This is a genomic window from Enterobacter sp. RHBSTW-00975, assembly GCF_013615235.1.
In the GTDB taxonomy this organism is placed as follows: domain Bacteria; phylum Pseudomonadota; class Gammaproteobacteria; order Enterobacterales; family Enterobacteriaceae; genus Enterobacter; species Enterobacter ludwigii.
On sequence record NZ_CP055883.1, the window covers coordinates 3544523 to 3558280 of the forward strand.

Consider the following 13758-nt stretch of genomic DNA (forward strand, 5'->3'; position numbering starts at 1 on the left):
AGCGAACTACTTACCCGATTTCTCCGCACGCTGGCGACGCAGCTCTTTCGGGTCGGCAATCAGCGGGCGATAAATTTCGACCCTGTCACCCTCATTCACCACATCAGCCAGTTTGACCGGACGGCTGTAAATGCCGACTTTATTTTTCGCCAGGTCGATGTCACGACGAAGCTCAAGGATGCCAGAAGCGCGAATAGCCGCCTCAACGGTCGCACCTTCTTCCAGCATCACACGCTGCAGATATTGCTTCTCCGGCAGCGCATACACCACCTCGACAGCTATCTTATGCGACACTGTAAACCTCTTTGGCGCGGGTCGTGAACGCCTGAACCATATTCGAGGCCAGCTCTTTAAAGATGCGGCCAAACGCCAGCTCAATCAGTTTATTGGTAAACTCAAAGTCCAGCTGGAACTCGATGCGACAGGCATCAGCGCTGAGGGGGGTAAACTTCCAGCCACCCATCAGGGTTTTAAACGGACCATCTACCAGATGCATCAAAATACTCTGATTGCTCGTCAGCGTATTGCGGGTGGTGAACGTCTTGCTGATCCCCGCTTTGGAGACATCGACCGCTGCCGTCATCTGCGTCGGGCCAGACTCCAGCACTCGGCTCCCGGTACATCCCGGAATAAACTCTGGATAAGACTGAACGTCGTTCACTAACTGATACATTTGTTCCGCGCTGTATGGAACAAGCGCAGTACGGCTAATCTGAGGCATAGCATTTCCCATGGTCACACAACCGACAAATAATAACATTTATCACCTGTTAAAAAAACGCTAAGCCTCATCTCGTGCTAATATAGCGCGTTAGACCTCACAGGACGCAATGAGGTGACTTTTTGAAATCAGATTACCGATGGCTTTACGATACTTATGACGAAGAAAAAAGCACATAAACCAGGCTCGGCGACCATTGCGCTCAACAAGCGTGCTCGCCACGAGTATTTTATTGAAGAAGAATTCGAAGCTGGCATTGCATTGCAGGGCTGGGAAGTAAAATCGCTGCGCGCCGGGAAAGCCAATATCGGTGATAGTTACGTTATCCTGAAAGATGGCGAAGCCTTCCTGTTCGGTGCCAACTTCACGCCGCTGACCGTCGCCTCGTCACACTACGTGTGTGACCCAACGCGTACCCGTAAGCTGCTGCTGAACAAGCGTGAACTGGAGTCCCTTTATGGGCGCATTAACCGTGAAGGCTTCACTGTGGTTGCCCTGTCGCTGTACTGGAAAAATGCCTGGTGCAAAGTGAAAGTTGGCGTCGCGAAGGGTAAAAAACAGCACGACAAACGTACCGATCTGAAAGAGCGCGAATGGCAGCTCGACAAAGCACGTATTATGAAAAACGCAGGACGTTGATTCTGCGCACTTATTGTACTATTCAATAAGTTAGCGTTCCGGGCTGGTATCCAGGATGTAAAATCTGGTATACTCAGTTCAACACTATTGGGGCTGATTCTGGATTCGACGGGATTTGCGAAACCCAAGGTGCATGCCGAGGGGCGGTTTGCCTCGTAAAAAGCCGCAAAAAAATAGTCGCAAACGACGAAAACTACGCTTTAGCAGCTTAATAACCTGCTCTGAGCCCTCTCTCCCTAGCTTCCGCTCTTAAGACGGGGATTCAAGAGAGGTCAAACCCAAAAGAGATCGCGTGGAAGCCCTGCCTGGGGTTGAAGCGTTAAAACTAATCAGGCTAGTACGTTAGTGGCGTGTTTGTTCGCAGCTGGCGTGCGAATGTAAAGACAAACTAAGCATGTAGTACCGAGGATGTAGAAATTTCGGACGCGGGTTCAACTCCCGCCAGCTCCACCACTTTTGATAGGACTGCAACCGGACAGTGGCAATAAAAACAGCTACTTACGGACTCTGACCAGACAGAGCTCAGACCGAGAAAAGACAAAAAAATGCACGTGAAATGCACGTGCACTTTAAAAGAACCCCAGATCTCACGGTCTGGGGTTTTTCTATTTGTAACTAAGGGTAACAAAAACACATCCCCTTTCGTGCTCCGCTCGCCTTGACACTGTTTATTTTTACAGTAAAAATACTGTATACAACCACAGTGGTTTTCCGGAGGCTTTTATGTTCGTTGAACTGGTTTATGACAAGCGAAATGTAGAGGGACTTGAAGGGGCCAGAGAGATTATCCTGGCAGAGCTGACGAAGCGAGTGCACCAGATCTTCCCTGATGCCGAAGTGAGGGTGAAGCCGATGCAGGCGAACGGCTTGAATAGCGATGCCAGCAAAAGCGATCGGGAAAAGCTGAACCGCATGCTGGAGGAAATTTTTGAAGACGCAAATATGTGGCTGGTGAATGATTAGCAAACCCGTGTTCGCTTCGTGCATACCTTCAACTACGCAGACATGCACCACTACCCATCGTACTTTTCCGATATTGAACGGCACTTCATCTTAGTGGCGTTAAATAATAAGCACTTTTACTACTCACTGTTTTTGCGGTCACTCCAATAGATGCCCTTTTCAGTGCCGCATTAAATGCAACTAACGTTACCGGGCTTGGAGTTGTCTTGGTACGATGTGAATGGCTCTGAAACAAAAACACATCTTCAGGATACTTCTCCCTGCGGGAGTGGAGAATTCTTTTAACTCCTGGCTTAAGAGCAATGCATCTTTCCCTCAGTCCTTTTGTGGCTGAAAGAACAAGAATATCATGGCTCACATCATCAAACTTTGCCCCAAGAAGCTGTCCGGGCTTAGCCTGACTCAGATACAACATTGCCCAGAGATCTGACCATGTATCAGAAATATTCTCAAGATTCCGCTTGATAGCAATAAATTCAACTACGGTAAGCCCCCACACATCTCTCATCATTCCTTTCAGTAGATCCTCTTGTTACATGAAGCTTATGTACGAACAGAATCTTCATGGTTGTAACATTCAATATTCGAATTACCGAACAGTGCCCAGCAACCGTAGCTCATTTTTACATATGGCTGTCCGAAACATCAAACATCCTGCTCTCATACTAAGAATTTTTTGTTCTGAACGTTTGCAGTTCCGTATTGTCTAAATGAAAAGTTCATAAAAAAGGTTCAACATGGCAACGTTTATAATCGCAAGTACCGTAGTTGTTGCTCTTGGCTTGATAGTATTGAGCCTGATCAAAATTGGCATAAGCACATCGAATAACCCGGATGAATTTTAATGTGTTGAAGTTCGTGTAACGTCTTTATTTACTGGGAATTTTTTATATAGAGTACAAACGGCCACATCGTAAATGATCGCCACCTGCTTCCGATCCACTCCGTTTGCGATCAACCTGCCAGCCTGAGCCCATTGCTCAGGTGTCAATTTTGGCCGCCTCCCACCGATTCGCCCTTTCTCACGGGCTGCGGCCAACCCAGCCCGAGTGCGCTCCACTATCAACTCCCTCTCCATTTCAGCCAGAGCTGACATGATATGAAAGATGAAGCGGCCCATCGGGCTTGATGTATCAATGCTGTCCGTGAGGCTCTTGAAGTGGATGCCACGCTGACGTAGTTCATCCACCAGCAGCACCAAATTACGCATGCTACGACCAAGACGATCCAGCTTCCAGACCACAAGCGTATCGCCCTCATTCAGCGTTCTCAGAAGCTTTTTAAGCGCTGGTCGGTTTGCCACAGTACCGCTCATTTTTTCTTCGAAAATCTGTTCACATCCTGCGCGTTCGAGTGCTTGCTGCTGAAGATCCGTATTTTGGTCATTTGTTGACACCCTTACATAGCCAATTTGCATATTTTCCACCCAGTTATTTCTGCAAAAAAATCAGGTGAAGTTATCGGCAAGGCTGGCCCAGGGCAATCTATAAAACGTCGGTTTGGGAACAGCAGCTACGGCCAATACTGCAACAGGCGTTATAGATCAAGCAGCAGGAGCCTTGGTTAGAAACAGAGATTATGGGATAGGTGGTAATGCTGGCGCGGGTGAAGGTATCCCGATTGGCAGTTTCGGCAACAATGCAAACTACATGGCTTTGAATGGCTGGTATGGCGGAGCAGGAGTTAATGCCGTTAATCACTTTGATAATTTTTCTCCGCTTCTTACGATGTGCCGCTTCGCAGGAGGTTATATAGGGCAAATCCAAATTACTGCTGGCGGCCGTATGGGCGTTCGCGGGGGATCTGGCGCCACCGTGTCCAACCAGGGAACTTGGACACCATGGTATGAGGTTTACAGCACTGGTAACACAACGAAAGCCAGCGACGGTACGCTTAAGGCAGCATCTCCTGTTGCTCGTATTGTGAAAAGCCAGGAGGAATGTCAGCGCACAGATATAAACGAACCTGGCTATGTTTGGTGCGGCTGCGGTACAGCGAATACCGAAGCTGAAGGAATCAAAATTTCCCGGCTCGATGTGGGAGTTTATGTGCTCACCGGTTCGGCAGGTCTGGCGTCTGAGGGGTGGCAGTTACTGCCGCCGATGGACCCTGGCGGCATGGGAGAACTGGGTGTGGTTGAGGCAGAGCAAACCGACAATGGCGAGCTGACAATCCGCCTGTTTAAGCGCAAATACATGCTAAGTGAAGACGGAGAGATCATCAAAACGAAAGGAGAACTGATGGATGTCCCCGCGAACAGCTGGATCGATGTTCGCCTGGATATGCCGTCAGACTCTCTGTTTAACCAGCGAATGAGCCAGGAACCGGAGGTTTAGCGTCTTCCTCTAATGCGCTGACGCGGATAGCCAGGGCTTTAATGGCAGCCAGCGCATCGAGCAACATTGGCGTCTGATCGAGGTGCAGCAGGCCGCCAATTTCTTTGACGTATTCTGGATCGATCGTTTCAATTTGCTGTGATATCACCCCGCGCCGTTGGGTCTGTGTTTCATCATTCTTAAATGTGAAGTGCTTGAACTCCATCCGGCAGATATTCAGCAGCGCCTCTTCAGGGTCCAGGTCATCACCGATGTTCTTGGCAGTTGCATCTGAAACCGCGGATGTCGTTACTTCCTTCCATGCTCCCCATGTATTTGTATTCCAGCCGCGATAAAACATCCTGCCTGAATCGGTACCGATCGAGTGAGGATAAGATATCTGGCAAAGTGACCAGTCGCTGTTCACCTTGTTTATGCGCCCCAGGTTCGCTATGTAACCGTAGCCACCGGCTACAGGCGCATTAGTTGCAGTAGAAAAGTTAATCATCTGCGGGAACAAGCCTGGCTCATTCACGTTGTTGATGTTCTGGGTATTGTTAATCGTGTGGTCAGTTCTGAAGAACCGATATGTGTCTGCCGGTGCCCCCTGCGAACCGGTAGCCATATAGTCGGTGTCGTTCTTTACAGCGATACTTCCCAAACCGACCTTTATTCATTGCTCTGGTGTTCCAACGGTGGTTCGTCTGCGCGTGTTTTTGTGTTGTACAAAGAATCGGCGGGCATTTGCAGTCGGAGATCTATCCAGCGACCACCAGGAATATCCATCGGGTCACCGGCAGTAATCATCGCGGTTTCCACATCAAAACGGCGACGAAAGACTGAAACAGTCAGCACACCATCATCTTCGGTCGTAATATCAACGAAACACAGAAAGTTGCCGTTGATATCCTGGGGGATCTCGACTGTCCACCCTTCAAGGCTAAGGCCGCAGCTGCCCATGACACGATAAACGCCCTCCATCTCTCTCGACGCAGTAACCCCTTCAGCTTCATCGTTACACTCAATCTCACCAGTTCCGAACAGCCTAACTACAGGAGAGGCCCGTTTGATAAAGCCGTTCGTGTCAACGGTGGTGTTTGATTCACCCCACCATTTTTTCCATGTCGCCCCGCCTGGATTTGCTGGATCAAACACACCTGTCCATAAATTATCCCGGTTAAAAGCGAGACCAAAACCAGCCGTCGAATAAACAGGTACAGAGACCAAACCGATAATAGAGTTTCCACTTCCAACTGGTGCACCGATGGTCGACGGTGGAGCTCCATCACCGCGCATACGATAAAGCCCGGCACGATAACCATCGGCCAGGCTTGCCAGTTGAGAAGCCAAAGACGAATCAGCACCGATGCCAAATCCACCTACCTGGATAACATTGCCATTGGAGGTGCCGGTATCCTTAGTCGCTGATGTTCCTAAATTGGGCAGTAGCTATTGATGCCGTCTCTTGGCTCATCTATAGGGCAGCCGATATAACCACCAGCGGGAACACCAAAGCGAGTATTTGCCAGATGCTTAATGGCAAACTCCTGCCCTTCAGCAGTCAGGAACGTGAAGAAGTTTTTCTCATGATATTTTGTAGCGGTATGGCGACTTTCAGCAAACCCCAGTTCTCGAAGCTCAGCTGCGCCAGATTTAGATGGCAGATCTCCACCAGTCAACGCACCACGAAAAAACAGCGCATAAAGAACATCCGTCGCAGCGCCGGACAACGTAATGATTTTCTGACCCATGATTTATTTCCTTTTAGGCGTGAGCCTGTCGCACGGCAAAGCCGCCGAAAGTTAACGGTTTGCCCAGGCTCACAGCTGAAAGACGTTCTTCGATGCGCACGTGCGATGCACATTAAAAAGCCCCGCTTACGCGAGGCTAGTTTTGGGATGGATAATGGCAATCAATCTTCTTTTTTAATCACCACTTCCTGCGGCCGCATCTGCTGAATGGCCCGGACAATGCAGTAAGGAATAACCGCCCAGGCAACTCCCATGGCGGCTCCTGCTGCTTGTTGAGGCGCGCTGACAGCGCCGAAAACCTCAATAATACCTTGAACAAAACCAATAACCCCAAAAACAACACAAATAGCCCAGAGAATTTTCATTAACCTAACTCCTTTTATTAAAGAGCTATTAGGATAATTCCGAAGACTGTTTAGTAAAGCTTTATTACATGAATTACCGGAACTTATCGCTCCGTTTATAGCGATAACCATTATCAAACCCACCAACAGGTGAGCTTTGTAATGGCTTGTTCAGTTGGATATATATCGATGAAGTATGCTTTGCCCTGATCGAACTGTTCAAATGCTGCTGGGCTCGGGATAACCATCTGCAACTGGCCGCCAAGTGTGTACTTTGACCACGACTTGTTTTCGGAGGTGTCTGCAATTACTCCACGAGTGGCCACGCTCATGCCACTGAGTAACTGTCACTTCATCTCCGCATCTGACCGTTGCACGTTTGGCGTTCTTGCTGCCTTACCGGAGCATGTCCCTAATTAACTCTCACAACTGTCTGCTAAACCTGCTCGCAATTATGCGACTTGGGGCAGCCTCAAAACTGCTGCATTACCTTTCGGCTATTGCCATCAGAATCAGTCTCTATGGGGATGGCAACAAAAAACGCCAGGAAGCGGATAGATTCAGCAGTTCAGAATGTTATCGATGGATGACAAACAGTGATTTACATCGAGGACAGAGTAAGGACTGTTCCTGACGTACCTTTGTTGTCGGATGTTTAGAGTTATGTCCGCATATCGGACAAGTCACTGTTGTTTTGGTCGCCGCTTCAACCCGTCTAAGTGCATAATCGAAGAATGACATAATTTACCCCCTCTAAGAATGAGGGTTATCATACCACGATTGGTTACTTTTTAATCTAAATAACCTTCATTAAAGCACTTAATAACTTAGCCCATATACTTCTCGTCGAAGAAAAATATTCGCATTACAAATCAATACGTTGAAAATTTAATTAAATCCCACTATTGCGAACTTTAGTTCTGCTTTTGGCAGTTCGCCTACCACGCTTTGTTTAAGGCTCGCGGACGCTCTTGCTCAATTTGCCGTATGCCAGCCAGGTTATTGTTGGCCTTCTCAATTACGGCCAGTAGCGGCTTAATCCACAAAACAGCCTGGCAGTATGTCATTGAACTGGTGGCAGCGGCACGATCATCGGCTGTGTCAGATCTGTCGGTATAGGCGTGCATGGCGCTGGTACGTAAACGGTGCGCGTATTCGAGCAGCCCACCAGCGACATCAGCAGGAACAGGCAGATCACAGGTTTTTTCACGGCGGAGAATCTCCCGGTATTCGATTACGGTTTCTTCGGTGCTGGTGTCGATCAGGGAGTTAAGCCTGTTGGTATGCTCTGCAACCTGATTGAACCGATTGAAGTTAAATGCCTGAGTGGCGATCACCTGCCCCTGCAAAGTGTTGTCACTTCGCAGAATGTCGTTATCGCTCTGAAGGCTACTGGCGTTTGAGCAACTCTTAACGAGAGCGACCGAAAGGCCAGCAATAACGACAACGCAGAAAAGACCCGGATTAATTTTCATTGATCCAGCCCCCAGCACGCCAGCGCACTTTCCTGATCGCGCCGCTCGACTTGCCCATAGCAGCCATTCTTCTGGCCTTTGGTTAGTCGGCAATCACGCCCACCGTCTTTAATCCACCAGCGGATAGATTCACAGGCCCCTTTCCGGTCACCAGCATTGATGCGCTTGTAGAACGTCGAGGGGTAACATTTACCAGGGCCGATGTTGTATGGGCAAAACGATGCGATGCCCACCTTCTGAGGCTCACTCAGAGGTACTTTGATATTGCGATCAACCCAGGCTAACGCCTTATCGCGTTCAATAGCGTTAACCTTGCGGCATTGTTCTTCTGTGGCGGTCATGCCTTTAACAACACGCCTGCCATCGATGACGGTCACACCGTGACATAAAGACCAGACACCACCCGGGTCAACAACGGCCACCAGCGCATTGCCTTCTTTCTCGCTGATGAACTGGTCAAACAGCACAGGAGCTGAAGCGCCAGCGGCGATGAGGGATAGCATGGCTGCGCTGAGTTTTGCTCTTGTCGATGCCATGTTAATTATCCTGTGGTGGCGCGGTAATGTAGCCCTTCTTAAGGGCCTTCTCGTATGCCTTGGTCTGGCGTCTTTTGAAGTAAAGGTTGGTCAGGTATGTGGCTATACCGATAAGAAAACCGCCAATCACTGCAACCTTGTTCCAGTCGAGGTCGTGCAACCATTGCAAAATGCCGCCTCCACAAATAAGACTGCCGGACACGCAATACGAGACTGCGGATGCAATTTTGTCAGGCATATATCGGATCATCTCTATCTCCTCGCGTAATGGCGGGAGCTGTGTGTAAGGGGTCAGGCCCTCGGGACGATTTAACAATTAGGCATGTCGATGATGGTTCCCGGGGCCTGAAATAAGAAAAGGCCACCAAATGGCAGCCTTATAAAAGAAAACCTCGCCGAAGCGAGGCTATTTGAATTTGAGGCACCTCATCCAACAAACCACCCCGGTTAGTTGGATTTTGACGAGATGCTTTTGGATGAGCGCTGAACCCAAAGGTCAGTATTTTCACACAGCAATTTTGCGAAAAGCAGCGCCCATTCAAAACTGGGTTGCTTTTCAGTCACTCCGGGGAACCCATCATCGCAGACCGAAAAGCTTTAACTGGAGCGGGCAGCGGGAATCGAACCCGCATCATCAGCTTGGAAGGCTGAGGTAATAGCCATTATACGATGACCGCATATGGTGCCGACTACCGGAATCGAACTGGTGACCTACTGATTACAAGTCAGTTGCTCTACCTACTGAGCTAAGTCGGCATTGGTCCGCCACCGGGGCCTCGAACCTCGTACTACAACATTTAGTTGCCGCTCTTCCCGATGAGCTAGTGGCGGTCTGGTGGCCCTTGCTGGGGTTGAACCAACGACCGGGTAATTATGAGTCTCACGCCCGAACCAACTGAGATAAATGGCCGGGGGCGAGATGATACATAAGTCAAACTACCTACGCAATATCAGTGGTTTTTATGGTTGCCCTCATTCCTGTCTGGTATCGTGAAATCGCCAGAAGTAATCAACCCGACAAGGAGAAGTTCATGTCCGAATATCACAATTTGCTGCACGTTATAAGAGCGCGTGTATGCGAAAACAGGAACATGTCTCAATCTGCGTATTATCAAGGAAGCCAGCAAGACAACCAAATTAGAAACAGAACGGCTTTAATTTTCACTCTAGAGATGGTGCTTCACCAGCATAGACTGAAGTACGCAACGATTTTCAATCCGCTTGATGGAAAGGCTGCACTCTACCATATGATTTTTATGAAGACTCGCTGGCAGCCATCCGACATCAGAAAATTGCCTCTTGAAGATGCTTTGTTTGTCATTCAGGAGGAGTTGAGAATCGATAACCTTAATTCCGACGCTCAAGAAGTGCTGCAGAGCTTCAACCTACCGTCTGTTTCTTTCCAGTTTGAAGATTTTCCAGAAGAGGACTGGAATCATACGGAAAACTCAATATTCCTTCGAAGCCTGACTCAGAAAGTAAACCAATAACCCGGTTCACCTCTTCCAGCCGTTCTTCCAGAGCGGCTTTTTCTTTCACCAGGCGATTGAAGTGAGCAAGGTGGGTTTTCTGTTGCCCAAGCCAGTCTTCAAGCTGCTCAGCTGTCATGCCAGGGTTAAAGAAATATGGCTGCTGCGTACCGTCTTGCATTGCATACCCTCAGAAAAGCAAAAACCCCGCCAAGGCAGGGTTTCGATGATTAAGCTGTGTGTCTAAGTGACTACTCTTAACAGGTTACGATAGTTTTTGCGGACCGCGTTAATGATTTTTTAGCAAATTAATAGTAATTTTAGGGGCATGCCTCTTGATTTGAATGGAACAGCAATGACTACAGAAGAACAAAAGAAGACTCGTAGAGTACGAGTAGGCTTCTTTACTGGAAATGGAAGCAAAAAAGACGGCCCTTCAGTCGCGAAGCTCGCTTTCGAGCAAATGCTTGGAACTACTGCTACATCGTTTCCTTATGTTCATACAGCAGAAACCCAGAACCGTGGACTAAAGCTTGTAATTCTTGATAAAGACGACAATCAGCATAGCTATTTTGGTTATATCTCTTGGAGAAGGGACTGTCTCTTGCCCTTCATTGAGGATGGTCTAACTGGAAGTGAAAGAACTATCCCTTTAAGTGACAAAGACTCTGTGGTTGAGAGGACATACTTTATTTACCATTATGAAACCGATCTATTGGTAATGACACTTAATCATTTGGGCCCTAAGGTAAATGACCTGTCTTTCATTCTTTACAATAAAACCCAGATGCAGAACATACGGTTCGAAGCGATTTGGAAGCAAGAAAGCATGAAAGACCTTCTTGAAGATGGCAACGTCTTAAGAAGCTTTGACTTAACTGTTGCTGCCCCAAGAAACTTCAACAAATCCAACTACCACTTCAAGCATGAATTGACTAAAGATATAGTCGATATGGTAGTTGGTATGGGAGGTACCGGCATTCAGTCGCTCAGGCCAGCTGCTGGCATAACGCTGACAGGCTGCGAGATTCTTGGCAGCATCCGGGTTGATAGCCTGGTAGTTATCGAATTCACATGCTTCGAATCGTCTTGCTATGCCGGAATTGTCCATCAGGTCGGCTACCCGTAATGTGCGCAGACATGATTCAATGCCAGCAAGCTCCGCTTTCACACACTCCGGGCACTGGGAGTGCTTAACATTTTCAACGCCACGATAGGCTTTCCCAATGAGGGAAATTCGCTGATAACCACCATGTTTTTCACAAGCCGCAGCGTGGACTTCGCCCGACTCCCAGCTTACCAACTGCCACGGTTTTTTATGTTCCACAGCAAACGCCAGTTCCTCACGAAGCCCTTCGCGCTTTGCCACCAGAGTTTCCCTTTCTTCGCGTTGTTTAATATTCAGCATTGTGATTTCTCCTGGTTACCAGTTGCAGTCTGATTGGCCATAGTCTTGTTCACTAAACCCCGAAACCGGCAGTCCTCCAGGTCGACCGCTTACCGCACCAGCAGGCGCCTGCCATGCCTCTTCGAAATGCCGATCGGGACCAAAGAAAGTCGCCGCCTGTTTCACGTACTGCGTTCCGGCACTACCCGTGGCACGTACATAACCGGCATAACGGTTTACGCCAGCCAGCATTGCATCAGTGTTAACACCGTCTTTAATTCGAGCTTTCCAGGCTTTCCAAGCAGCGGCTTTGGAATTACCACCAGCACGTTTTGGATATGCCTGCCACGCCTGTTCGAACTCGTTGGAATAGTTCTCTTTGGAAGAGCGATTTTTTTCAGAATCGTTGTCAGATGAACCGTTATATTTAGGTTCTTTGACTGATTCATTGACTGGTTCAAAAGAGTGACTGATTCTGGGTGCAGCTCCTGCACTACCCCCTAGTGAATCTCCTGCACTATGGGGTGAATCTACTGCACCAGGTAGTGAACGATTTGCACTACCCCCTAGTGAATCTCCTGCACTACTAAAATCAAGGCGATAAACATTACTTGAGTTACCTTTTGGCCCCGGGCGAAGTTCTTTTTTTACCAGGCCGCATTCACACAAAGCATCAATGTGAATCATCACAGATCGCTTACTGATTTCGCACTGATCAGCGATGTGTTGATAACTCGGCCAGCACTCGCCATGGTCACTAGCGTTATCTGCAAGCTTCAGAAGCACGAGCTTACGCAGTGGATTTCCCACCTTGACCTTCATTGCTTTAACCATCAGTTCCATGCTCATGCGACACCCGCCAACTCATTTTCGTTACTGAATTCAGCCACCAGTAAAGGTTCGCTGACGCAATAATGCCGTGACATGTCACACCCCATTACCCGGGTGCGGGAAAAGAGTCGGCAAATCAGGGCGCAGTTCATGGGGCTTAACAACTCCATTAACTGCGTTTGAGACTGCCACTGCATGGACCGGAGAAACTTTCTTGATCCCCCTGACCCACTTCCAGACAGCTCCTTGCGTAACGCCAACCTTTTTAGCAAGCGAACTTTGACCACCAGCAACGTACACGGCTTTCGCCATTGGGGATTCAAAAACCTCATCAGTCATAACAAAGCCCTTAGTATTAATATTAAAGATATAAAATAATACCAAAGGAATAATTAATCAAGTATTATCCGCTTGCCATGGTTAATCCTGTGGTATTAAATATGCACAGAAATGGGAGATACTTAGATGAACACACTTGCAGAAAGACTAAGGCTGGCGATGATTCATGCCGGCGCAACTCAAAGTCAATTAGCGCAAAGGGTTGGGGTCAGCCAGGGGGCCATACAAAAGCTAACCTCTGGAAAAGCCCAGTCCAGCGGGAAAATCGTGGATATAGCCAAAGCGTTGGATGTAGATCCAATATGGTTAAGCACTGGTGAAGGCACCATGGGGCCCGCAAAAACTCCAGAACAAAGGATGTTTGGTATTGATCCATGGGATAAGCAAACGCCGCTTGAGGATGATGAGGTAGAGGTGCCTTACTTGAAGGATATCGAGTTCGCATGTGGAGATGGCAGCGCTCTTAATGATGATTACAATGGCAAAAAACTTAGGTTTTCCAAAGCAACATTGCGAAAGGTGGGAGCTAATAGTGATGGTGATGGCGTTCTATGCTTTGCTGCACACGGGAATAGCATGGAGCCAGTGATCGCTGATGGCTCAACTGTTGCCATAAACTGCCATGACAAGCGTATCGTGGATGGTAAAATTTACGGCATCAACCAAGGTGGATGGAAAAGGTTAAAAATCCTCTACAGATCTGGGCCAGATAAGGTAACAATCAGAAGCTACAACTCTGATGAATACCCTGACGAAGAAGTAGACATGGATAGTCTTGAGGTTTTAGGAAGGCTGTTTTGGGTATCAACAATCTTCTGATCTGCTACCAAAAAAGCACCAAGCCGACCATAGTGTCGGCTTTTTTATTACTAAAATAATCTTCAATAACAAATACATAAGAAATCCATTATTCTTTTTGTATTAATACCATTGACCTCCAATTAATACTTAAGTATTCTCATTTCATCGGCAAACAAAGGAGCCAATG

At 48.0% G+C, this 13758-nt stretch carries 19 protein-coding genes, 2 tRNA genes and 1 other RNA gene; 5 read left to right on the forward strand and 17 right to left on the reverse strand.

The annotated features are described in order from the left end of the window. Positions 1 to 6 precede the first annotated feature (6 nt). The gene (locus HV340_RS16975; RefSeq protein ID WP_032680464.1) at positions 7 to 294 is read right to left on the reverse strand and encodes an RnfH family protein; all 288 of its coding nucleotides are present in this window, start codon (positions 292 to 294) and stop codon (positions 7 to 9) included. Further along, entirely contained in the window at positions 284 to 721 is a 438-nt protein-coding gene (locus tag HV340_RS16980; protein WP_024908332.1) for a type II toxin-antitoxin system RatA family toxin, read from the reverse strand. Before HV340_RS16980 ends, HV340_RS16975 begins: the two co-directional genes overlap by 11 nt. Positions 722 to 877: 156 nt before the next feature. On the opposite strand from HV340_RS16980, the gene smpB reads away from it, so the two are divergent. From smpB to HV340_RS16995, 3 genes are all read left to right on the forward strand, one after another. Next, positions 878 to 1360 carry an SsrA-binding protein SmpB gene (gene smpB / locus HV340_RS16985; protein WP_181216102.1) on the forward strand — a complete coding sequence of 161 codons (483 nt, stop codon included), beginning with the start codon at positions 878 to 880 and terminating at the stop codon, positions 1358 to 1360. Between the two features lie 89 nt (positions 1361 to 1449). Next, positions 1450 to 1813, forward strand: a transfer-messenger RNA (tmRNA) gene (gene ssrA, locus HV340_RS16990). 270 nt (positions 1814 to 2083) lie between these two features. Further along, on the forward strand, positions 2084 to 2323 hold the full coding sequence (locus tag HV340_RS16995; protein ID WP_181216103.1) for a DinI family protein: 240 nt from the start codon (positions 2084 to 2086) through the stop codon (positions 2321 to 2323). Between the two features lie 85 nt (positions 2324 to 2408). Here the strand turns inward: HV340_RS16995 and HV340_RS17000 are convergent, their stop codons facing one another. Both HV340_RS17000 and HV340_RS17005 read right to left on the reverse strand, forming a co-directional pair. Continuing rightward, the gene (locus HV340_RS17000; RefSeq protein WP_133058704.1) at positions 2409 to 2834 is read right to left on the reverse strand and encodes a hypothetical protein; all 426 of its coding nucleotides are present in this window, start codon (positions 2832 to 2834) and stop codon (positions 2409 to 2411) included. A gap of 330 nt (positions 2835 to 3164) precedes the next feature. Further along, a complete protein-coding gene (locus tag HV340_RS17005) occupies positions 3165 to 3740 on the reverse strand; it encodes a recombinase family protein (protein WP_026080690.1) in 576 nt (191 codons plus the stop codon). Between the two features lie 82 nt (positions 3741 to 3822). Here HV340_RS17005 and HV340_RS24505 point away from each other — a divergent pair, with 82 nt between their 5' ends. After that, positions 3823 to 4659: a hypothetical protein gene (locus HV340_RS24505; protein WP_249415702.1), complete on the forward strand. Its 837-nt coding sequence runs from the start codon at positions 3823 to 3825 to the stop codon at positions 4657 to 4659. On the opposite strand, the gene HV340_RS17015 is transcribed toward HV340_RS24505, so the two are convergent. The 13 genes from HV340_RS17015 to HV340_RS17080 form a co-directional block, all read right to left on the reverse strand. Next, positions 4625 to 5299, reverse strand: a complete 675-nt coding sequence (locus HV340_RS17015) for a pyocin knob domain-containing S74 family peptidase (protein ID WP_181216104.1) — start codon at positions 5297 to 5299, stop codon at positions 4625 to 4627. The two genes, HV340_RS24505 and HV340_RS17015, sit on opposite strands and share 35 nt — an antisense overlap. 8 nt (positions 5300 to 5307) lie before the next feature. Next, positions 5308 to 5988, reverse strand: a complete 681-nt coding sequence (locus tag HV340_RS17020; RefSeq protein WP_181216105.1) for a hypothetical protein — start codon at positions 5986 to 5988, stop codon at positions 5308 to 5310. 83 nt (positions 5989 to 6071) lie between these two features. Further along, positions 6072 to 6389 (reverse strand): hypothetical protein, encoded by a 318-nt coding sequence (locus tag HV340_RS17025; RefSeq protein ID WP_249415703.1) that lies wholly within the window; start codon positions 6387 to 6389, stop codon positions 6072 to 6074. A 161-nt stretch (positions 6390 to 6550) separates the two neighbouring features. Next, positions 6551 to 6754 carry a hypothetical protein gene (locus tag HV340_RS17030; protein WP_063858678.1) on the reverse strand — a complete coding sequence of 68 codons (204 nt, stop codon included), beginning with the start codon at positions 6752 to 6754 and terminating at the stop codon, positions 6551 to 6553. Between the two features lie 917 nt (positions 6755 to 7671). Continuing rightward, the gene (locus HV340_RS17035; protein ID WP_063858679.1) at positions 7672 to 8208 is read right to left on the reverse strand and encodes a hypothetical protein; all 537 of its coding nucleotides are present in this window, start codon (positions 8206 to 8208) and stop codon (positions 7672 to 7674) included. Further along, positions 8205 to 8744: a lysozyme gene (locus HV340_RS17040; protein ID WP_063858680.1), complete on the reverse strand. Its 540-nt coding sequence runs from the start codon at positions 8742 to 8744 to the stop codon at positions 8205 to 8207. Before HV340_RS17040 ends, HV340_RS17035 begins: the two co-directional genes overlap by 4 nt. A gap of 1 nt (position 8745) precedes the next feature. Continuing rightward, the gene (locus tag HV340_RS17045) at positions 8746 to 8994 is read right to left on the reverse strand and encodes a class II holin family protein (RefSeq protein WP_008499363.1); all 249 of its coding nucleotides are present in this window, start codon (positions 8992 to 8994) and stop codon (positions 8746 to 8748) included. 352 nt (positions 8995 to 9346) lie between these two features. After that, a tRNA-Gly gene (locus HV340_RS17050) sits at positions 9347 to 9421 on the reverse strand. A gap of 3 nt (positions 9422 to 9424) precedes the next feature. Then, positions 9425 to 9500: transfer RNA gene (locus HV340_RS17055), tRNA-Thr, on the reverse strand. Positions 9501 to 10124: 624 nt separating this feature from the next. After that, positions 10125 to 10394 (reverse strand): hypothetical protein, encoded by a 270-nt coding sequence (locus HV340_RS17065; RefSeq protein ID WP_074172510.1) that lies wholly within the window; start codon positions 10392 to 10394, stop codon positions 10125 to 10127. A gap of 693 nt (positions 10395 to 11087) precedes the next feature. Next, a complete protein-coding gene (locus HV340_RS17070) occupies positions 11088 to 11621 on the reverse strand; it encodes a hypothetical protein (protein ID WP_249415704.1) in 534 nt (177 codons plus the stop codon). Positions 11622 to 11636: 15 nt separating this feature from the next. After that, the gene (locus HV340_RS17075) at positions 11637 to 12449 is read right to left on the reverse strand and encodes a helix-turn-helix domain-containing protein (protein WP_139154297.1); all 813 of its coding nucleotides are present in this window, start codon (positions 12447 to 12449) and stop codon (positions 11637 to 11639) included. A 78-nt stretch (positions 12450 to 12527) separates the two neighbouring features. Then, positions 12528 to 12770: a YdaS family helix-turn-helix protein gene (locus HV340_RS17080; RefSeq protein WP_063840756.1), complete on the reverse strand. Its 243-nt coding sequence runs from the start codon at positions 12768 to 12770 to the stop codon at positions 12528 to 12530. Positions 12771 to 12896: 126 nt separating this feature from the next. On the opposite strand from HV340_RS17080, the gene HV340_RS17085 reads away from it, so the two are divergent. Further along, a complete protein-coding gene (locus HV340_RS17085) occupies positions 12897 to 13589 on the forward strand; it encodes a helix-turn-helix transcriptional regulator (RefSeq protein WP_053520797.1) in 693 nt (230 codons plus the stop codon). Positions 13590 to 13758: the final 169 nt, after the last annotated feature.